The organism is Wolbachia endosymbiont of Drosophila aff. chauvacae BK-2020 (genome assembly GCF_032848195.1).
Lineage (GTDB): Bacteria > Pseudomonadota > Alphaproteobacteria > Rickettsiales > Anaplasmataceae > Wolbachia > Wolbachia pipientis.
Genome location: NZ_CP136586.1, coordinates 692,341 through 712,911, shown reverse-complemented (window position 1 = coordinate 712,911; position 20,571 = coordinate 692,341). Strand labels below are relative to the sequence as shown.

Sequence of the window (20,571 nt, the reverse complement as noted above, 5' to 3'; positions counted from 1 at the left end):
CGTCAACTCAAGAGCCTTCATTAGCAAACCCTCCTATGGATTTTCTGAAAAGTTTTTGAGTATATTGTATTTTTAATTTGTAGAATGAGTTTTTTTCCTTTTTGCATGCTAACCAAAAAGGGTTCTGTCATCCTTCTTGTCATATAAGTAGCTTGACGCGGGCATTCAGTTTTCTTTATAATTTTCTTTGTGAAAGAACAAAAATGCTTATTTGTAACCATAGCTGGCTTACCAAATGCTGGGAAGTCTACATTAATTAACAGCATCATAGGCAAGAAAATTGCAATTGTCACCCCTAAAGTGCAAACAACAAGGACGCAAATAAGGGGTGTTGCAACATGCAACAACACACAAATTGTCTTTACTGACTCCCCAGGAATTTTCTCAGCAGAAACAAAACTTGAAAAAGCTTTAGTCAAATCTGCATGGTCGGCAGTTAAGGATAGTGACATCACTTTGTTGCTTGTTGATGTAAGCAATTATTTGAAAAATATAGAAAGAATTAAGACTATATTTATGCGGCTGCAGCGCACAAAAGGCAGATGCATTTTGGTTATCAATAAAACTGATTTGGTAAAAAGGCCTGAATTAAAGATGGCGCATGAGCATCTGAATTTGCTTTATAAATTTGAAAAGGTTTTTATGATATCAGCATTAAAGAATGATGGACTTTCTGATTTGATGAATTACTTGTCTGAAGTTGCATCGGTGAGCCCCTGGTTTTATGAAGAAGATCAAATAACCGATTCCTCGACAAATTTTTTATCAGCAGAAATTACGAGAGAAAAATTATTCTTGAACTTGCGTGAAGAATTGCCATACTCTACAGCTGTTATAACTGAACAATTTGAGGAAAAAAAAGATAAGAGTTTAGTCATCAAACAGATCATATTTGTGTTGAAAGATAGTCATAAAAAAATAGTACTAGGAAAAGATGGCAGTAATATTAAAAAAATTAATATCGAAGCGCGTGCTGAACTAGAAAAATTATTTGAGTGCAAGGTACACCTCTTTTTATTTGTGAAAGTGCGACCTTGGATCGACCGTCCGGAGGAGTATATAGGCAATGCTTAATTCTTTATTGGTATTTGATATTGAAACTATACCAGATGTAAATTCCTGCAAAAATTTACTCAATATTAGTGATGATAGTAGTGTAGAAGAGAAGAGGGATGCATTAACAAAATATCATCTTGAAATAACAAACGGGCAAAACTCTTTTCTGCGTCAGCCTTTTCACCTTGTTGTAGTTATTAGTTTTTTACTTTGCAATATAAGCTACCAGAGTGGTTATGAGGTGTTCACACTGCAAGAAATAAGATCTGGAGGCACACTAAATTCCAGTGAAAAGGAGCTAGTGAAAGGATTTTTTAACTACATATCAGAGAAAAAGCCAAGATTAGTTTCGTTCAACGGACGCACTTTTGATATACCAGTGCTGAAGTATCGTGCTATGGTCCATGGCATTCAAGCAGAATATTTTCATAAAGCTGGCGATAAGTGGAATAGTTACAATCAGAGATATAGCAGTGATTGGCATTGTGATTTGCTTGAATCCCTCTCTGATTTTGGAGCTTCTGCGAGAGTAAAAATGAACGAAGTTTGTGCAGCATTTAATCTTCCTGGTAAGATTGGAGTTGATGGGTCACAAGTTATGGACTTATACGATAGCGGCAAGATACAAGAGATTCGAGATTATTGTGAAACAGATGTAATTAACACTTATTTGATTTACTTAAGGTTCATGCATCATCAGGGAAGGATTACTACTGAAAGCTACAACAAAAGTGTGGAAGAGCTACTTTTAGAGTGCGAAAAAAAAGAATACCTAAAGAAATTTAAAGAAGAATGGCAAATAACTTGTGGTGGAAAAATTTTACTTCCATAGAATAAATAGTCGAGTTATAATGCACTAACAAGCGAACCTCTGTACTAAATTTTGGTTAATATACACGTTGAGCATATTAAGAAAGTTGCTTTTAAGGTATTGCATTTTACTTTTATTTTCGTTATAAGGTTGCTTTAAGTTGAATTTTCAACATTTTTATACTATTTACATTTAAGATATGATTTCGAAATTTTTTAGGGGCGCTTCATGAAAAAGTCTATGTATACTAGCACTGCTCTAGTTTCTTTATTAACTTTATGTTCTTTCAGCAGTTTTGCAGCTGACTTTCCTGATGAGAGTATGAAGGAAATAAAAAAGCAAGAGAGCACAAAAACTTCTGGAAAAGTGGAAGTTATGAAAACATCAAATAAAAAACTGAAAGAAAAGATGGACAGAATATGTAATGCTGATCCAAGAAAAAAAGCTGAAGAGCTTAAGAAAAAAGAGGAGCTAAGATTAGCAGCCGAGCAGAAGAAAAAAGAGGAGATCAGGCTAGCAAATGAGAAAAAAGCAAAGCTTATAGAGGATTCAAAAGCGAAAGCTCTAAACGCTAAGAATTCTAATATAGAAAAAGGTAAAGTTTCAAAAACTAAGCGTTCTAAAACTAAGAATGCTAAAGTTGAAGCTAAAGATGTAAAGAAGGATATAAAAGTTGTTAACAAAAATACAGAGGAAAAAGGTAAGGCAAGTCCTGTTGTTTCAGTTGGTGGAGTTGATATTATCGATACCAATCAAGGGCAAAGTAATTTAAGAATAACTTTTGGTGGTGTTGTTGATGCTCAAGGTTATGGCAAAGTTGGACCAAGTGGCACAGATTATAAACGTTATAACGTTATGCCAAACAGATCTACAGAGTATTATAATGCCACTCCAGATATAACAAGAGGAGCAAATCCAATATTCTATAAAGGAATAGGAAATATTGGTGATTACAGCAACGATATGGGTATGATTGCTGATGCAATATTGCACCTCAGAGCAGAAAATAAGAATGAAGATTTAGGTCTTCTTTATGGTGCTGACGTGCAGTTTCATGCTCCAGTGACCGAAGGTAAGGGAGCTTCACAGGGTGTTTATGCTGCAAAAGGCAGAAGTGCGCATGTGTTTGTTAACTCAAAATATGGTGACGTGAAGCTTGGTTACCAATTTGGTCCTGAGGCTCTGATGAGGCTTGATGCAACAAGAATTGCGACTGTTGACGGAGCTGCAGATAGTGACTGGTTCAGAAAAGTGAACTTAGAAGGAAGCGCTGCTAGCTTTCCATTTTATGTAACACCACGTCTTTACACTGAAAGTTTTTCGAGTGAAAGTGAAAAATTCTCTTTCCGCATGGCAGGGAAATATAACAAAGGCGTTATGACTACACTGCCATTTAGAGTTGCTTACTACTCACCAAATTATATGGGCGCAAGATTTGGTATCAGCTACTCACCTCGTTATGATAGTGGTTTGTTTACTGTAAAAGAAACAGTTTCAGAAGATAAAGGCGGTGAGATAGAACATAAGGAAACGATAAAGCATGTCGGCCCAGACTATGAGCACATAGTAAGTGCTGGTGCATCATATGAATATGACTTTGATAAACATAACATAAAAGTTAAAACTTCTGCAGTTGGTGAATATGGCTTTCCAAAGCAACCAAGTAAAGATAAGCATCTTTATAAGGAATTTGTGGAGTATAATGACCTGATGGGTGTTAATTTTGGTGTAAGCGCTGATTATAAGATTAATGAAGATCAAGGCGTAAAGTTTGCTGCCTCTTTTGCATACTTGGGCAAATCTGGTCAACCGAAGGGTATTAAAAAATTAATTGGTGATACCTACACGGAAATTGATAGTAAAGATGCTACTGATGGCAAAAGAGTGGAAGGGCTGAAAGCTCAATTTGGTAAAGATAGTATAGATACCATGTATTGGACTGTAGGAGCTGGGTATCAACATGAGAATATCTACACAAGTTTGACGTATTTTGGCAGCAGAATGAATGACAAAGATATGCTTCATGATGGTGCACTTGGCGTTCAATATGATCTGTCTCCTGCATGCAGTAAGAGCAAATTTGTTCCTTACGCAGCTCTCCATTATTTTATGACTAACGAAACAGGTAAGCTGAAAGATGAGTCTGATGCTGATGTACCTTCTAACCAAGGAATTCTCCTTCTTACTGGTGTGAAGTTTTCTTTCTAACCAGCCAGTACACACCACAGTTAACTGTGGTGTATTCTTGTCTGTTAGTGTTTATTTGTCGATCAAATAAACATATGGTGTCCTCTCTCCTGTCATCCCAGTGCGTGACACACAACTGTACGAACATTGTGATTTGAGGACACTCCACCAAGAAGGATGTCATCCCAGTGCCCAGACACTGGGATCCAGCTTTCCATGCAACTTCATCAAAAGCGTTTATTCAGCATAAGATCAGCCACTTTTTATGCTCACCAAATCAGTTTGCTTACTTACAAGCAAAATTTCCTGGATTCCAGTGTCAAGCACTGGAATGACACCCTATGGTCACCGGAATGACGCTTTATGGCTACTTAGATGATGAGAAAAGAACACACTGCCCTTATTCTACTGGCCGTATAGCTACTTTCAAATTTAATCAATTAAGCAGGAGGCCCCCATGCAAACCACACTAAAAAATCATTTAGCTGGAGCATTACTTACCACCGCTACGTGCTGGAAATTAAAGCTCGCAGGTGGAGAAGTAATGGGATTCACTGACTATGATGAAGATTTAAATATTGATAATATACTCTATAAATCTTCAAGTGGATTTACAGCCAGTAGTATAATATTAAACAGCGATTTGAAAACTGATAATCTAGAAATTGAAGGGATATTAAATAGTGCTGATATTAAAGAAGAAGATGTTTTATCAGGAAAGTACGACTTTGCAAATATTGAAATATTTCTTGTGAATTATAAAGACTTGACCCAGGGAACAATGAATCTACATTCAGGAATTTTTGGTAAAGTGACATTAAGTAGTGGAAGATTTATTGTTGAAATTAGAGGGCTTTCAGCAAAGCTTGAGAGAAGCATAGCAGAATTATACTCTCCTGCATGCAGAGCACAATTTTGCGATGATAAATGTAAAGCCGATACTAAAAAATTTAGTAAAATAAGTACAATCACTAAAGTAATAGACGAAAGAAGATTTGAAGACACGAATTTAACTGAGAGTGATGAATATTATAAGCACGGAGTAGTAAAATTCTTTGGCTCAATAGCGTTTGAAGGTGTAGTAAAAGAATATAAAAATAAAGTAGTTACGTTGTTTACTTCGCCTCCATACCAAATTTTTGCTGGAGATAAATATTCAATACTCGCAGGTTGCGATAAAACATTTCCAACTTGCAGAAGCAAGTTTAACAATACTGTGAATTTTCGTGGTGAACCCTATATACCAGGTTTTTATATTGTTTAGCAGTACAATTTTCAATATTATGAATAAGCATGGAAAGGTGGCTGAGTGGTCTAAAGCACACGCTTGGAAAGCGTGCACATATGAAAATATGTCGGGGGTTCGAATCCCCCCTTTTCCGTATGTTACTTCTAGAATAGTATAAAACCCCCGGTCGCGCACACAACTGTACGAACATTGTAATATGGTACAATGTTACAACTATGCGGTGGTAATTTACGATAAATTCATGTAGCCATTTCAAATTTAGCCATACCAATGTCAGTAAATTGATTAAGCAAATAACACTTGAGTAGCAGTTCCTTCCCACGATTAATTTCAGATTTGTTCCGAAAATTAAACCCGAATGTTTGTTTCAGTCGCGAGAAAAAACTTTCTACATAAGATCTTTTTCCGTAGTTTGTTTGCCTTTTCCACCTCTTCATTCCATCTTCGCTGTATGACTTTATTAGTCTAATTGCAGCATTTCTCTCTGCCATACTTTGGATGCTCTGCTGCATTGTTTTTTTGGAGGAATTTTTGTCTTGATGCCGCATTCATCACACAATTTATAGAGTTTATGTCTGTCATATGCTCTGTCTGCATATAGTGCTTTTATGGCATGCTGAAAATTAACTCCTTTAAGTAAATCGCAAGCTCCATAGTGATCAGACCGTTACTGTATTTTGCAGCTATGGCTTTTTTGCTGTTTATATTCAACATTACATGCAATTTTCTTGTCTGTTCATAACCACGATATTTTCTGTCAGCGCTATTTTCCTTGCTGTGTGTTGTTATAAATGCTGATGCTTGTGCTATCTATGGCAATTTCGATATCTTCCATATTATTTTTATCAATTCTGTAATCATTGATCTTAATATTAAGTTTTTTTTGAAGCTTGCGAATAGCTGATAACTGCTAAATCTCTTCCTATTTGTTGCAAATATCCTTTTATAAACCCGACTGTTTGTCTTAAGCCAATTCTAAAAAGATTAACGATTATATGCACTAAAATCACAACTTTATCACTATAAATATAGTTGCCGCCCTGCATTTTTGGACTATTTTCATACCAATTTTCGATAGCTTTATCGATGTAACGAAAAATATTTCCTCTTTTTTCTAGAAATTTGTTATATTCATGGCAGTTACTAACTCTCATTTTTTGTGGCATATTTTTCCTTAAGCGGTTAAATGGCTATTTTATAATGAATTTTGTCAGTAGCCACCAGATTTTTTCAGTTGCGATGCAACAGAGCCATCCCAGTGTCAAGCACTGGGATGACAGGAAAAGAGGCTATTTGGATGACATCTTTCTTCTTGGTATAAATTACTTTTATATCTCAATGTTCGTACAGCTATGCACGTTGCCGCATAGTGGATGAGGTGTACTACCTCTAAGAGTATACATTATCTCACATAATAATATAATATTTCGTTCATAAATCAACGTTTTTAACATGCAGCAAGAACATTTCCGTTGTAATTAAGGTTCTTAAGATGTATATTAATGAATCTTGTTTTCAATAAATAATGAAAGTAATAATTGTCATGATAATGTTATTGTGTAGCAGTTACACAATGGCAAGCGAGAGAATAAGTCTAGTGGATAAAAAACTATCTCAAGGATATGTAGCTCCAGTGCTTACAGAAGATAGCGTTATTTTATCAGACAAGCACGGCGCTTTATATTCCTTTGATATTGATAACTCAAAGGCTATGAATTGGAAATTATACCTCTCACACAGAAAAAAAATTAGTAACATGAGCCTATTGCGTCACAGAGGAAACGTTTTCTTTATAGTGGATAACGTTCTACACACAATAGATGCAAAAACCGGCGAGATTCAGTGGGAAAAAGAATTGAGAGCTCCAGTAAGAGGGAAAGCAGCAGTAATAAACAATAAATTGGTAGTATTGACTATTGATAATTATCTGTACGTGTTTGATATAAAAGATGGCAGCTTCGTTTGGACTTATCAAAACGGCATCAATGAGGTTCGAGGTTTGTATTCCATATCGCCAGCAATTTCTAATGATAAAATAATAGCACCATTTTCAAATGGTGAGTTAATAGCTTTTAATGAAGACGGTAAAAAATTGTGGAGCCAAAAATTGGCTACAAACCTTTTGGATACACAGCTCACAGATGTAACTACTACACCGAGAGTGCTTGGCGATACTTTAATAGCTACAAATAATTCTTATATTTATAGCATTGACGTGAAATCAGGAAATATTTTATGGTCAAAGTCACTGCAAGTAAAAAGTGTATCAGACATTGAGTCATATTATAGTCCTCTTATTCCTGCAGAGAAACAAAAAGAAGGCGGAAGAATTTTTATAGTTACTAAAGACGATAAAATAATTGGCCTGGATATAAAAAATGGAGAAACAGTCTGGGCATCTGATTTAATAGAAAATACGCAATTGTTTGCTCCAATTATGCATGCCCATACACTGTGGGTGACAAGCAATAAAGGTTCAATGTTTGCTTTTCCGGGATCTGAAAGTGCAGGAAAGGTAGTCAAAGTACCTGGTAATGTGTTTCACACTCCAGTGTTTACTCGCAATAAGATATATGTAACAACTGAGGGAAAAGGTGTTTATTCTTTAGAAAATAGGTTTGTTTTTTATGACTGATTATGATTTAATTGTTATAGGTGGTGGCCCAGGAGGCTATAAGTGTGCTATCGCTGCTGCAAAACTTGGATTGAAAGTTGCCTGCATAGATAAAAATAGCATTTTTGGTGGTACATGCTTGCGAGTTGGATGCATACCTTCCAAAGCACTACTTCATTCTTCCTATCAGTATGCTCACACGAAAAATGATCTGTCGAAGCTTGGCATAAAAATTAAGGATGCAAGTTTCGATTTAAAAGAAATGCTAGGCTATAAGGACGCCAGAGTTCAGGAACTTGGAAAAGGTATAGAATATCTGTTTAACCTTCACAAAATCACTAAAATCAATGGGCTTGCTTCTTTTGACCAAGGTAATCTTGAAGTTTCAGTTGAAGGTAAGGTGCTGAAGACAAAAAATATAGTAATTGCAACCGGTTCTGACGTTATTTCTTTGCCAGGAATTAATATCGATGAGAAAAGTATTATTTCATCAACTGGTGCATTATCTTTAACTGAAGTACCAAAAAAACTTGTCGTAATCGGAGCCGGGGCAATAGGGCTTGAAATGTCTTCTGTATGGAGGAGGCTAGGGTCTGAAGTCACTGTAGTAGAATTTTTTGACAGAATCGCTGCAGCAATGGATGGAGAATTAAGTAAGTCTCTACTTTCTAGTCTACAAAAACAAGGAATAAAATTTTTACTTAGCACTAAAGTTGAGGAGATAAAACAAAGTAGTAATTCTTTGAGTGTGAAAGTTTGCTCTGTAAAAGATAATCAAACAAACACTATAGAGGCGGATAAGGTATTGGTGGCAGCAGGACGCAAACCATGCACTGAGAATCTTGGTATTGATGAAAAAATAGAAAAAGATAATCGCGGTTTCGTTCAAGTTAACAACAGATATGAAACTAATGTGAAAGGAATATTTGCTATTGGTGATGTGATCGGTGGAGCAATGCTTGCTCATAAAGCAGAGGAAGAAGGAGTGGCAGTTGCAGAGATAATAGCAGGACAGTCACCTCACGTTGATTATGGAATCATACCATCTGTCATTTACACTCACCCTGCGGTTTCTTCGATTGGTAAAACCGAAGAGGAACTCAAAAATGCTGGCCGTAAGTACAAAGTTGGTAAATGTCAATTTGCTGCAAACGGCAGAGCAAAAATCACTGATGATGCTGAAGGATTCGTGAAAGTGCTGACTTGTAGCAGAGCAGATACAATACTAGGTGTGCATATCATAGGAGCATACGCTGATACGCTAATCAACGAAGCAGCAGTTGCAATGGCATATAGCGCAGCAGCAGAGGATATATACAGAATTTGTCACTCTCATCCTGATATAAATGAAGCCTTTCGAGATGCGTGCATCGATGCTTTCTTTAAAAAATAATTGTGGACCTCGGTTCAATCATTGAAAAATGGTATGAGTGGCTGAGGTGCAACAGATCTTATTCACCAAACACTTTAGAGTCATACATGAGGGACTTGAAGGATCTTATAAGTTTCCTAAATACTCACATTGGTGGAGAAGTAAATGTCGGCACTTTGGAAAAATTGAGCGTACCTGAGTTAAGAAGTTGGCTTACCTCTCGTTACGCAAGAGGTGTAAACGCAAGATCCAACACTCGAGCACTCTCAGTAATCAGAAATTTCTTCAAGTACATAAAAAATAACCACAATATAGACAATGAAGCTGTATTTTCCTTATCAAGGCCAATTCAGAGAAGAACTTTGCCCAAAGCATTATCAATACCTGATATAAAAACTTTATTGAAAGAAATGAAACTATCCGATCTGGGCGAATCTTGGGTGGTAAAAAGAGAAATTGCGATTATCGTCCTGCTATATAGTACAGGCTTAAGAATCAGCGAAGCGTTGAACCTTAGGGTTAGTGATATTAACAATGAAAGTTTAATAGTAACAGGTAAGGGAGATAAACAAAGGCAGGTATTCATTCTTCCGGTAGTAAAAAAGTGTATACAAGAATATGTAAAAGCCTGTCCTTATCTTGGCACTAATAATGAAACACAATATCTTTTTTTGGGAGTAAGAGGAAAAAAATTGGGAAGAACTTATGTGGCCAATCGTTTGCAAAAAATAAGGAGAATGTTAAATTTACCAGAAATTTTATCTCCACATGCATTTCGCCATAGTTTTGCTACTCATTTGCTTCAGGAAGATATTGACATAAGATCAATACAACAACTGCTTGGTCACTCAAGCCTGGAAACTACTCAAATTTACACTCACCTCAATTATCAAGATGTTTTTAACATGTACAAAAATTTTCAGCAGGGCCTGGAGAAGAAATCAAAACTTTAACTTCGTTCTAAACCACCAAGCTGAGTGCTTTCAACATCACTAAGTATTGTGTTTACTTTATATAAACTATAACATCCTAATAAAAAAAAAGCCAGTGCAACTGCTGTAAAGAAAGCACTTATTATCCCTGGATAATCTTCTATTACTAAACATGCAACAACAGTATATACTCCAAGCAATATAAAACATGCAGAAGCGTAGTTGCTCAGTTTTCTACCAGAAGAAATTGCTTGCGAGGATTTTTCGTTTTTATTACTACGGAGCAGTCTATTTTCTGATGAAAGCCTATCTCTTTCTTCCCTTACTTGTTTCAAATCTCTTTTTAATCGTGAAATTTCGACAGTGTCGCTTGCTCTTCCATACACAATTCTATTAAGTCGAGTTACTTCACTATTTAGATCATTGATTTTTGTTTTTTGAGCCGATTTTTCCTGCCTTAAATCTTCTTCTAACTGTGAAATTTTGTTAATGCCTCTCGTTCTTTCGCGTACGACCCTATCCAGCTCTCGTTCTTTTTCTATGAGTTGAGCTTTCGTTCTTTCAAGTTCACCTTTAAGTTCTTGTATAACTTGCTCAGAACCTACCGGTATATCATTCGTACTTGCCAAAGGTTGTAATGTATTTGCAGGAAATTTTTCATTTAGATAATTTGTAATAGATTCGATTGGATTATTAACACCCCTCAATGCAGCAGTAACAATTGCATGACTCATGAAGCAATTATCTTCTACTAATTTTTTTACATCATCTAAATCTTTTTTATTAATAGTAGCGGTTAATCGCTCTGTAATGGCTTGTTCAATTATTTGCTTCACCCACGAATTTTGCTCTATAGCTTGTATTGGCTTTATTGAACTAAAATCTAGCTCTTTATGTTTTAAAAGTTTTGTCAATACTTCTTTGTTATCTGATGTTATTCCTTGTAAACATGATTGAATAATTAAGCTAAGCGGCGTTTCTATTTCTTCATTTCGGCTTCTTTTCCAGCAATTAGGGTTAAACTCTTGATTTAATGGTCTTTTCGCTTGGTAAATGTTTCTGCTAGAAAGAGCACCTAACAACTCGTTTGCTTTTTGTGCTTTTTTAAATTCTAATTTTATTACGCGCTCAAATCCTCTTGCAATACAATCTTCAGGGCTTTTATATTCATAATTTTTGATACCAGTTTTTATATCTGGGTGCGTGAGCAATATTTTTACCACATCTTTAGCCCCAACTTGACAAGCAATATGTAAAGCTGTGTCTTTGTGCATATTAGATGTTGTTATAAATCCTGATATTTCACTTTGTGTACTAGGATTATATCTCGTCCCTGTTGTAGACACAGATTGCTTACTCTGAGCATTAATATTGATACTTCTGTTTTGTATAAGCAATTTAGCCATTTTCTCTAACGTAGCCTGTCCACCACCGCTGACAGGGTAGACATTGACAATAGACATCAAAGGTGTCATGCCCTCCTTATCAAACGCATTAACATCCGCACCTTCTTTCAGAGCTTGTTTAAAAGCTTCCGGGTTTTCGTTATCAATAGCCTTAAATAACTTTTGTGTTGGTTCATCGAGCTGTCTTGAAGTTGTCTGATTATATCTATAACCATTAGTATTTATCCCATCCCCTCCATAAAGCATATTAAACCTACCTAATAATTTACTAATATAATTATGAAAAGGAAAAGGAAAATTGCAAGCGATTTATTCAAAATCCTAGAATTAACTACGACTCTAAAAACTTTTCTGCATCAAGCGCAGCCATGCATCCTGTTCCTGCTGCAACTACTGCCTGACGATATACCTTATCTTGAACATCACCTGCAGCAAACACTCCTGCCCTACTAGTTAAAGTTGTTCCAGGTTTTGTAATGATGTAACCCTGCTCATCCATTTCAACAAAGCCTTTAAAAATACCCGTATTTGGTGCATGCCCGATTGCAATGAACACTCCATCCACTTTTAATTCTTGGGTTTTATCGATCTCTGCTGATTTAATCGCAATACCAGCAACCCTTTTTGGATTTTCTTCTCCAAGAATCTGCTCTACGGTATGGTTCCACATTACTTTTATTTTATCATTTTTAAAGAGCCTATCTTGCATTACTTTTGCCGCTCTTAATTTATCACGCCTGTGTATTAATATCACTTCTTTGGCAAATCGAGTTAAAAATATTGCTTCTTCAACAGCAGTGTTTCCACCACCAATCACAGCTACAACTTTATTCCTAAAAAATGCACCATCGCAAGTCGCACAAGCTGAAACCCCATAACCCTGAAATTTCTTTTCACTTTCTAAACCAAGCCACTTCGCTTGCGCACCAGATGCAATGATAATTGCATCTGAATAGTAGTCATTGATATTACCAGAAGATCTAAATCTATACTCATTAAAGTCCTCAAGTTGTTCAACGCTTTTTATCTCATCATCTATTATTTTTGCTCCAACCTTTTCTGCATGAAACCTCATTTGCTCCATTAGTTCTGGACCCTGTATTGAAACAAAACCAGGATAGTTTTCAACATCTGTAGTAATTGTAAGCTGACCACCAGGCTGCATTCCCGTTACTACAATTGGCTCTAAGTTTGCACGTGCTGCATATATAGCGGCAGCATAACCCGCTGCCCCAGATCCAATAATAAGAACTTTTGTACTAAATTTATAATTCTTCACTGTATGAGTTTAGATAATCAGCTACTCCTTCATCGCTTGCCTGCATTGCTGGCTTACCTTTCTTCCACCCTGCTGGACATACTTCACCATGCTCCTCATTATGTTTAATTGCATCAACGATTCTAACGAATTCATCGATATTACGCCCTAAAGGCAAATCATTTATCGATTGATGACGTACAATAAATTTATCATCAATAACGAAAGTTGCTCTCAGCGCAATTGAGTCATCATATAAGACCCCATAGTCTCTTGATATAGACTTTTTGATATCAGACACTAAAGTGTAGCTAATCTCTCCAATACCACCATCATTAACTGGAGTGTTTCGCCATTTATAATGTGAAAATTTTGAATCTACACTTATTCCTATCACTTCAACACCACGCTTTGCAAACTCATTTATTCTATTATTGAGCGATATCAATTCAGTTGGGCAAACAAAAGTAAAATCAAGTGGATAGAAAAAAAGGACAGCATACTTATTTTTTATGCGCTTACTCAGACAGAAATCATCAACAATTTCTCCGTCAGAGAGAACAGATGAAGCAGTAAAATCGATAGCAGATTTTGTTACAAGATTCATAATTAACCTATTCTTTTAAAATAACTTTAATTTTACATCTTGATAAACTTATATGCAAGTTTTCTTTGGTTTTAGTCCTATAAAAACTTCCTAAAATAGCTCTTCTTTTTTACCGATAAGATACAATCCAGGTTGGAATACTGAGTTGGTGAGTATAAAATTCTACGTCATGCCACCGCGAACCGTCATACCGCCACGAACCGTCATACCGCGATTCATTCGCGGTATCTCTAGATCCCGCTAACAAGTAGCGGGATGACGGTTGTCGTTTAGCTATAAATGTTAAAAAATTTGCCAAACGAAAAAAAAGGCAAAAGAAGCCCCGTGGTTGGCTAATTACTTACATTATACTTTCAAGTATGGCGTTTTTTTATTCTAAACGTTTAATAACCGCGATTCAGTTGCTTTTAAGCCGCAACTAATCTAAATTATAAACATTAAGAAATTTACTAAACAGAAAAAAAGGCAAAAGAAACCCTAGGGTAGCTAGTTATTCACTATCCATTTTTTAAGTTGGCGTTTTTTTATGTTTTAAATGCTTTATAAGCGCATTTTAGCTTATATTAGGTAAAAACCTAGAAGTTTTATAAAGACATAAGGTGCACATAGTGCAAAAAATTAAACATGAGACGCCAGATACGTGAGTTTTTTTGTCATTTAATCTGTACAGAGAAGATAAATAAATAGCTTCAGTTTTATGATAAGGGAGTTGGCGGAGTTTGTCAAGTAAGTTTTTCGCTTCTGCGGGCTACTTGAATAACGGCTACAATGTTCATACAGCTATGTACATAGCTGGAACCCAAAAAAAGAACCAAGTAGCCAAGCTACTTGGATGACAGAAGGTAATATAAGAAGTCTATTGGCTCTCGTATACCTTAGTGAGACTTAACAAGTTTATCTATAGTTTTAGTGATGATTCTTGGAGTATCCGGAGAAACTGCTGAGCTCAGCCTATTTAGTCGCTCTATAGCAAACTCGCTGTTCTCATTTGTTATGAAATCACATAAAATATTTTCTATATCCTTAGTAACACTTTCATGCTTCCTCAGAGGATGATTATGTGGATACCTATTGATGGTTCTGATGCTAGAATACTCAACAAAAGCTTGATCCTTAAAAGCAAGTTGTCTCAATTTCTCTTTGAATTTTCCTTCTTCCTCTTTTGCTAAAAGGCGAGACTTTATCAGTGATTTTATAATCAAATTTATAGCTTGATGCATTTCAGAATGCACTATAACTTTAATGGTATTTTCTTCTACTATACAATCATAAATACTTTTTTCGCTCTTTAGTGACTCTATAAGCGTTCTGCTATTTTGTGAATTCAATTCCAAATTCTCTTCACTCATAGGAGTTATTCTGAAGGTGTTCTTACTCACTCTGATGTTAAATTGTGGAGAGCCTTCAGAAAAGGAAAATGCTACATCCTTAAATTCAAGTGCATGATTGTATGCAGCAAAAAGGGTGTGTGCTATAACACTGCTGGGCACCTTCATTCCATGTTTACTCAGGTGGTTCAATACATTTTCAACCTCATGATATGTAAAGTCTGTATCTTTTAGCAATTCAACAACTTCTATGCCGTTGTGTTGTTTATACTCTATTCTCACTTCTTCTGTAAAAAGTGTTTTAGCTGCTATATGTTTATCAAGCACTGTGAAAATCTTGATGAAATTCTCTAAATCTTGTTTGTTAACTAATTCGATACTAATTAAGTTTCTGCTAATAATTGAAATATTTTTTGTCATTTTTTCCCACTAAAAAAACTCACTGAATGAATTGTATTTTTAATTCATTAAGAATTGTTTAAAGTGAGCATACTAGTTTTCATTTACGTATTACACGACAAAACAAGATAAAAAGTTACATAAAATCATCATGTGGTATAACACACTCTCCACATTCATCATTGCTGTTTGTGTAGGTTGTGACATCAGTGTGATTGTCATTATTATTTAGCATATCATCCAACTTTCCTTCTTTTTCAAGATCCATCAATTTGTCACACCCCCCAATGTGCTTATCGTTGATAAAAATCTGTGGAACTGTTCTAACGTTATACTTTGATTTTATGTCGTTAAATAGATCTGAGTTTTTGAGCACATCAATTTCTTCATACTTCACACCTTTTTTATCTAGTAAATCCTTTGCCCTTATGCAGTATGGACAGCCCTTCTTTACATATATCACAACATTTTTCACAATTTATCTCCGTAGCTTACTAAAATATAGTTATTATATATAAGAAACATGTAAAAACATCAAATTGTATGAAAATTATTTATAATTGTGAGCAAGGAATAGAAAATAATATAGCACTAACCTTCGGAAATTTCGATGGCATTCATTTAGGACACGAGTTTGCAATTTCTACTCTAAAGAAGGTAGCACAAGAAAGAGGATTACCCTCTGCAGTTTTAACTTTTGAGCCTCACCCATCAACTGTTTTATTTGGTAGAAACAATTTTAGGTTAATAGACCAAGAACAAAAAAAGGAACTAATCAGCAGCTATGGTATAGATTACTTATATATTATTAATTTTAATAGAGGTTTTTCTGAGGTTAGCTGCGATGACTTTATCAGTGAGATTTTAATAGATAAATATGGCGCTAAACACATAATTGTCGGAGAAAATTGCACTTTTGGTCATAAACGATTGGGTAATATATTAACTCTAGAGAAATATTCTGAAATATATGGATACTCTTTGACTAAATTAGAGCCATTAACAATTGACGGCAAAATTTGCTCTTCTTCTTCAATAAGGGAGTATGTACAAAGGGGCGAAATAGAAATTGCTAATAAATTGCTCGGCAGGCCTTATCAAGTTTCTGGTGTTGTGACAAAAGGTGCATGTAGAGGTAGAGAAATAGGATTTCCAACCATAAATATTCCTATAGAAGATTGCATGATAAAACCTAAGTTTGGCACATATTACGCTAGAGTGACTTTTCCTGATAGTAATCCAAATTGGTTATATGGAGTAGTCAATATTGGTATGAGACCTACTTTTAAGGATCTGAAAAAGCCTATAATAGAAATGCACATATTCGATTTTGATGAAGACGTATATAGTCATAAAGTCAATATACAACTTTTAAAATTCATAAGGTCAGAAAAAAAATTCCATAGTATTGAGGAGTTAACAAAACAGATAAATTATGATATACTTAAAGTTTATAGGTTAAAGGCAAATTTATGAAAAAGTTATGCTTAGTTGTTATATTAATTATAGTATTGATTGACCAAACGAGCAAATTGTACATAAACTCATTGATTGATGAAGGAGAATCAATTGAGATCGCTAGTTTTATAAAACTAGTTGAAGTTTGGAATTCAGGTATTAGTTTTGGAATGTGTAGCGCTTTACCACATGGCGGTTTCTTTTTTTCAGCATTTTCAATACTAATAATTGGTATACTTGCATATTTGATATACAAGTCTGACGATCAGTCAACTTACCTTGGTTTTTCTCTGATGATTGGTGGAGCAATCGGAAACGTAGTTGATAGGATCTATTGGGGAGCTGTATATGATTTCATATATTTTCATATTGATGATTGGTATTGGCCAGCCTTTAATTTAGCAGATTTATCTATAGTTTGTGGAATGTTTACATTGTTATATAAGTGGTATATATACGATATGCTTATTTCTAAACAAAATGAGGAATAAAATAATTGTTTTTATATTAGGTCGAAATAATGCTTCATAAGTTTTTTAGTTTTCTTATACTACCTGTACTTTTTTTTACTTACCCAATTTCTTCGAATGCTTTAAACATAGAGCACAACATAAAATATACTAAACTCAGTAACGGACTAGATGTTTATGTTGTTTCTAATCATCGGATTCCAGCCGTTTTACATGCAGTAATATACAAAGTTGGGGGAATGGATGATCCAATCGGCAAAGCAGGATTGGCTCACTACTTTGAACATTTAATGTTTGAAACTACAGGGAAGTTCACAGATATAGAAGCCACTATGAGTAGCATTGGGGCTCAATTTAACGCATTTACCACTAAAGAATATACCTGTTATTTTGAGTTGATCCCCAAAAAAGATTTACCACTTGCAATGGAAGTTGAAGCAGATAGAATGGGCAGCTTTAATGTTACTCAAGACAAAATAGATAGAGAAAAAAACATCGTATTAGAAGAAAGAAAGATGAGATTTGATAACCAACCTCATAACTTGTTATTGGAAGAAATGGATAGTGCATTTTACCGTACTGGCTATGGTAGGTCTGTTATCGGCTGGGAGAGCGATATCAAAACTTACAATTTGGATGATATAACGAGGTTTCATGATAACTATTATCACTCCGGCAATGCAATATTACTGATTGTGGGTGATGTGGAACTTGATGAAGTAGTGAAATTAGCAGAAGAAAAATATGGCGAAATTAAAGCTAAGCCTGTAATGAGAAATTACCCAAATCAGGATCCAGTGCATAATGCAGGTCTATCGGTGACCTTAGAGAGCACTGAAGTAAAAGAATCAGTTTTATATTTTCGTTATCGTGTTCCCTTATTTGATCACATAAATGAAGCCTCTGCTGTTCATTTAGCGGTTGACATTTTAGGTGGCGGCAAATCCAGCAAACTGTATAAAGATTTGGTTTTAGATAAAGATGTGGCAGTATCAGTGTTTGCTTATTATAATAGCCTAGCTTTTAGTGATGACTACATTGATATTATGATAATTCCAAAAAGTGGCGCTAATTTAGATATTGTTGAAAGAGAGTTAGATAATGCTATTAATGGCTTCGTATCTAAAGGGGTGACGAGCGAGGAATTACAAAGCTCAAAATATAGGTATAAGGCAGCACAGTTTGATAATCTATCTGACTTAACTCATATAGCGATGTTCTATGTGCCACACCTTGCACTTGGTATTCCACTTGATGAAATAGATATTTCATATAGCAAGATTAATGATGTCAATCTAGAGGATGTAAATAATAAAATCCGTGCTATTTTTTCTGCTAATAAGTTAATTGGTCGTTTATTACCAAAAGGAGATAATAATGAGAATAAGTAAAATTATATTTCTATTTTTTTTCTGTCTAGGCTTTAATTTACAAGCAAGTGGTAACCTAAATATAGAGGAGGTCACTACCCGTAAAGGATTTAAGTTTTTATTTGTAGAAAATCATGATTTGCCAAAAGTTTCACTAAATATATCGTTCAAGGATGCAGGTTATGTGTATGAGAATAAGGAAAAACAGGGGCTTGCTTGGTTTACTTCTCTTGTAATCCAAGAAGGGGCAGGAAAAAATGATGCCAAAGATTTTGCGAAAAAGCTTGAAGATAAAGGGATTAGTTTAAATTTTATTGCTGATTTAGAAGCATTTAGGGTTTCATTAAATACTTTGTCTGACAATCTAGAGGAAGCAATTTCATTACTGAGCGATACTATAATGCGTCCTAAAGTTGACCCTGAAGGGTTGAATAGAGTTTTCGAGAAAGCCAAAGTTGATTTTAATAATCTTGAAAAAAATCCTTATTTTGTTGCTGGAAAAGAATTAGATACGTTATTGTTTAAAAAACATCCTTACTCAAAAAGTGTGTACGGTACTCTTGATACTATAATGAGCATTACTAGAGACGATGTTTTAACATACATAAAGCGTAATTTTGCTAAAGATAACATAGTTATCAGTGTTGCTGGTTGTACAAAAAAAGAAGAAATTATTACGCTATTAGATAAATATTTATCTAAATTGCCGTCAAAAAGATCAAAAGTTAGAAAAATACCTGTAAAAAATAATTTTGGTTCTGCAGAAAGTAAGAATATTTTTATGGATATACCACAGAGTGTGATACTTTTTGCTCAAAAAGGTATAGCTTATGAAGATCCTAATTATTATAACGCTGGTGTCTTAATTGATGCACTTGGTAGCATGAGGCTGAATTCAATATTAATGACAGAACTGAGGCAAAACTTGGGTATTACTTATGGTGTTTATGCAAGTATTATTTCCAATAAACATGGAAATATTATATCTGGATTTATAAGTACTGATAGTTCTACTGCTGGCAAAGCTATATCAGCAGTAAAAGATACATTTAGCAGAATAAAAAAGCAAGGAATTGACGAACAATTGTTCAAGGATGCAAAAATTGGCTTGGTAAATAATCTTGTCCTTTTCCTGTCCAATAACACAAATACAGCAACGCTGCTAGATAATATGCAGATAAATGATCGTGATGTTAACCGTATAAATAATTATGCGAATATCATTAATGATGTTAAATTAGAGGAAGTAAACGAACTGGCAAGTTCTTTACTGGAACCTGAAAATTTATTTTTTGTTGAAGTTGGAAAAAACGCTCAAGGTCAATAATTATTACAGTCATATATCTTCTGCTATTGACCTTACTGCTTCTACATAACACTTATGCTCCTCAGCTAGAATGCGTTCTGAGAGGCTTTGAATATCATCAGCTGGTAACACTGGTACAACAACTTGAGCAATTATGGCTCCAGCATCAACTTCAGGAGTGACATAATGTACAGTACAACCTGTAATTTTTACACCTGCTTTTAGAGCTTGCTCTTGAGCGTTTAGGCCTTTAAAAGACGGAAGTAAAGAGGGATGAATATTTATCACCTTGTTATGCCATTTACTCAGAAAATCAGCTTTGAGAATTCTCATAAACCCTGCAAGGCAAATTAAATCAACCTTATGTTGAACAAGTATTTCGTGAATTTTACCAGCATCAAGCGGTTTATCTTTAACAATAAACGCTGAGATTCCTGCTTGCTCTGCTATTTTCAGACCAGCAGCTTCGCTATTATTTGTGATAACACATGCAACTTCTGCGGAAAAATTCTGATCTTGACATGCTTCTATTAAGGCCTGCATATTCGACCCCCTACCTGAAATTAGTATTCCGAGTTTTATCTTTTTCATTATAGCACAGTTAGTTTAGAATTTAGTTAATACTAACAAAACAGCTCAAAAGGAAAACTTATTTTATAGCAAAGAAGGCAGACTAAACTCTTTATATAAGTGGACCTCTAATTTTGGACCTCACTGGACAACACAAAATAACGAATAGCCCCATGTA

The 20,571-nt window shown here is 35.0% G+C and carries 17 protein-coding genes, 1 tRNA gene and 1 pseudogene; 12 read left to right on the top strand and 7 right to left on the bottom strand.

Translation table 11 applies throughout. The features are described 5' to 3' along the window. The first annotated feature begins 189 nt into the window (after positions 1 to 189). The 5 genes from era to R0F62_RS03710 all read left to right on the top strand — a co-directional run bounded on the left by era (position 190) and on the right by R0F62_RS03710 (position 5,436). Positions 190 to 1,074, top strand: a complete 885-nt coding sequence (era, locus tag R0F62_RS03730; protein WP_010082484.1) for a GTPase Era — start codon at positions 190 to 192, stop codon at positions 1,072 to 1,074. Further along, positions 1,067 to 1,888: a 3'-5' exonuclease gene (locus tag R0F62_RS03725; RefSeq protein WP_006279435.1), complete on the top strand. Its 822-nt coding sequence runs from the start codon at positions 1,067 to 1,069 to the stop codon at positions 1,886 to 1,888. Before era ends, R0F62_RS03725 begins: the two co-directional genes overlap by 8 nt. Positions 1,889 to 2,095: 207 nt before the next feature. After that, entirely contained in the window at positions 2,096 to 4,075 is a 1,980-nt protein-coding gene (locus tag R0F62_RS03720) for a WD0745 family porin (RefSeq protein ID WP_317051324.1), read from the top strand. A gap of 436 nt (positions 4,076 to 4,511) precedes the next feature. Further along, a complete protein-coding gene (locus R0F62_RS03715; protein ID WP_274979185.1) occupies positions 4,512 to 5,318 on the top strand; it encodes a DUF2163 domain-containing protein in 807 nt (268 codons plus the stop codon). A gap of 31 nt (positions 5,319 to 5,349) precedes the next feature. After that, positions 5,350 to 5,436, top strand: a tRNA-Ser gene (locus tag R0F62_RS03710). Between the two features lie 106 nt (positions 5,437 to 5,542). Here R0F62_RS03710 and R0F62_RS06780 read toward each other — a convergent pair. Further along, positions 5,543 to 6,469: pseudogene (locus R0F62_RS06780) on the bottom strand (IS5 family transposase). A 359-nt stretch (positions 6,470 to 6,828) separates the two neighbouring features. Between R0F62_RS06780 and R0F62_RS03690 the strand changes: the two are divergent. Genes R0F62_RS03690 through R0F62_RS03680 form a run of 3 tightly spaced genes read left to right on the top strand, consistent with a single transcriptional unit; the run spans position 6,829 to position 10,242 of the window. Then, positions 6,829 to 7,938, top strand: a complete 1,110-nt coding sequence (locus tag R0F62_RS03690; protein ID WP_274979183.1) for an outer membrane protein assembly factor BamB family protein — start codon at positions 6,829 to 6,831, stop codon at positions 7,936 to 7,938. Next, on the top strand, positions 7,931 to 9,310 hold the full coding sequence (gene lpdA, locus R0F62_RS03685) for a dihydrolipoyl dehydrogenase (RefSeq protein WP_010082459.1): 1,380 nt from the start codon (positions 7,931 to 7,933) through the stop codon (positions 9,308 to 9,310). The genes R0F62_RS03690 and lpdA overlap by 8 nt, the downstream gene beginning before the upstream one ends. Before the next feature lie 2 nt (positions 9,311 to 9,312). Continuing rightward, positions 9,313 to 10,242, top strand: a complete 930-nt coding sequence (locus R0F62_RS03680) for a tyrosine recombinase XerC (RefSeq protein ID WP_208571627.1) — start codon at positions 9,313 to 9,315, stop codon at positions 10,240 to 10,242. On the opposite strand, the gene R0F62_RS03675 is transcribed toward R0F62_RS03680, so the two are convergent. The 5 genes from R0F62_RS03675 to grxC all read right to left on the bottom strand — a co-directional run bounded on the left by R0F62_RS03675 (position 10,239) and on the right by grxC (position 15,694). Beyond that, positions 10,239 to 11,873 carry an ankyrin repeat domain-containing protein gene (locus R0F62_RS03675; protein ID WP_274979182.1) on the bottom strand — a complete coding sequence of 545 codons (1,635 nt, stop codon included), beginning with the start codon at positions 11,871 to 11,873 and terminating at the stop codon, positions 10,239 to 10,241. The two genes, R0F62_RS03680 and R0F62_RS03675, sit on opposite strands and share 4 nt — an antisense overlap. A gap of 85 nt (positions 11,874 to 11,958) precedes the next feature. Further along, positions 11,959 to 12,906, bottom strand: coding sequence for a thioredoxin-disulfide reductase (gene trxB / locus R0F62_RS03670; protein ID WP_274979181.1), 948 nt, complete (start codon positions 12,904 to 12,906; stop codon positions 11,959 to 11,961). After that, positions 12,893 to 13,492, bottom strand: coding sequence for a peroxiredoxin (locus R0F62_RS03665; RefSeq protein WP_012673206.1), 600 nt, complete (start codon positions 13,490 to 13,492; stop codon positions 12,893 to 12,895). Before R0F62_RS03665 ends, trxB begins: the two co-directional genes overlap by 14 nt. A gap of 875 nt (positions 13,493 to 14,367) precedes the next feature. Continuing rightward, on the bottom strand, positions 14,368 to 15,240 hold the full coding sequence (locus R0F62_RS03660; RefSeq protein WP_274979180.1) for a hypothetical protein: 873 nt from the start codon (positions 15,238 to 15,240) through the stop codon (positions 14,368 to 14,370). Positions 15,241 to 15,355: 115 nt separating this feature from the next. After that, positions 15,356 to 15,694, bottom strand: coding sequence for a glutaredoxin 3 (gene grxC / locus R0F62_RS03655; protein ID WP_007550037.1), 339 nt, complete (start codon positions 15,692 to 15,694; stop codon positions 15,356 to 15,358). 68 nt (positions 15,695 to 15,762) lie between these two features. On the opposite strand from grxC, the gene ribF reads away from it, so the two are divergent. The 4 genes from ribF to R0F62_RS03635 are packed head-to-tail and all read left to right on the top strand — an operon-like array spanning position 15,763 to position 19,844. After that, a complete protein-coding gene (gene ribF / locus R0F62_RS03650; RefSeq protein WP_010082493.1) occupies positions 15,763 to 16,695 on the top strand; it encodes a riboflavin biosynthesis protein RibF in 933 nt (310 codons plus the stop codon). Continuing rightward, complete coding sequence (gene lspA / locus R0F62_RS03645) at positions 16,692 to 17,168, top strand: signal peptidase II (protein WP_006279329.1); 477 nt, start codon at positions 16,692 to 16,694, stop codon at positions 17,166 to 17,168. The genes ribF and lspA overlap by 4 nt, the downstream gene beginning before the upstream one ends. A 29-nt stretch (positions 17,169 to 17,197) precedes the next feature. Next, a complete protein-coding gene (locus R0F62_RS03640; protein WP_274979179.1) occupies positions 17,198 to 18,538 on the top strand; it encodes a M16 family metallopeptidase in 1,341 nt (446 codons plus the stop codon). Then, positions 18,525 to 19,844 carry a M16 family metallopeptidase gene (locus tag R0F62_RS03635; protein WP_274979178.1) on the top strand — a complete coding sequence of 440 codons (1,320 nt, stop codon included), beginning with the start codon at positions 18,525 to 18,527 and terminating at the stop codon, positions 19,842 to 19,844. The genes R0F62_RS03640 and R0F62_RS03635 overlap by 14 nt, the downstream gene beginning before the upstream one ends. A gap of 9 nt (positions 19,845 to 19,853) precedes the next feature. Here R0F62_RS03635 and purN read toward each other — a convergent pair whose 3' ends face one another. Continuing rightward, entirely contained in the window at positions 19,854 to 20,414 is a 561-nt protein-coding gene (gene purN, locus R0F62_RS03630; RefSeq protein WP_010082490.1) for a phosphoribosylglycinamide formyltransferase, read from the bottom strand. Between the last annotated feature and the right edge of the window lie 157 nt (positions 20,415 to 20,571).

Coding starts and splice junctions, on each gene's coding strand:
- R0F62_RS03660 (WP_274979180.1), bottom strand. CDS start 15,240: ATGACAAAAAATATTTCAATTATTAGCAGAAACTTAATTAGTATCGAA.
- lpdA (WP_010082459.1), top strand. CDS start 7,931: ATGACTGATTATGATTTAATTGTTATAGGTGGTGGCCCAGGAGGCTAT.
- lspA (WP_006279329.1), top strand. CDS start 16,692: ATGAAAAAGTTATGCTTAGTTGTTATATTAATTATAGTATTGATTGAC.
- R0F62_RS03640 (WP_274979179.1), top strand. CDS start 17,198: ATGCTTCATAAGTTTTTTAGTTTTCTTATACTACCTGTACTTTTTTTT.
- R0F62_RS03690 (WP_274979183.1), top strand. CDS start 6,829: ATGAAAGTAATAATTGTCATGATAATGTTATTGTGTAGCAGTTACACA.
- ribF (WP_010082493.1), top strand. CDS start 15,763: ATGAAAATTATTTATAATTGTGAGCAAGGAATAGAAAATAATATAGCA.
- R0F62_RS03675 (WP_274979182.1), bottom strand. CDS start 11,873: ATGCTTTATGGAGGGGATGGGATAAATACTAATGGTTATAGATATAAT.
- R0F62_RS03720 (WP_317051324.1), top strand. CDS start 2,096: ATGAAAAAGTCTATGTATACTAGCACTGCTCTAGTTTCTTTATTAACT.
- R0F62_RS03635 (WP_274979178.1), top strand. CDS start 18,525: ATGAGAATAAGTAAAATTATATTTCTATTTTTTTTCTGTCTAGGCTTT.
- purN (WP_010082490.1), bottom strand. CDS start 20,414: ATGAAAAAGATAAAACTCGGAATACTAATTTCAGGTAGGGGGTCGAAT.
- R0F62_RS03725 (WP_006279435.1), top strand. CDS start 1,067: ATGCTTAATTCTTTATTGGTATTTGATATTGAAACTATACCAGATGTA.
- R0F62_RS03715 (WP_274979185.1), top strand. CDS start 4,512: ATGCAAACCACACTAAAAAATCATTTAGCTGGAGCATTACTTACCACC.
- R0F62_RS03665 (WP_012673206.1), bottom strand. CDS start 13,492: ATGAATCTTGTAACAAAATCTGCTATCGATTTTACTGCTTCATCTGTT.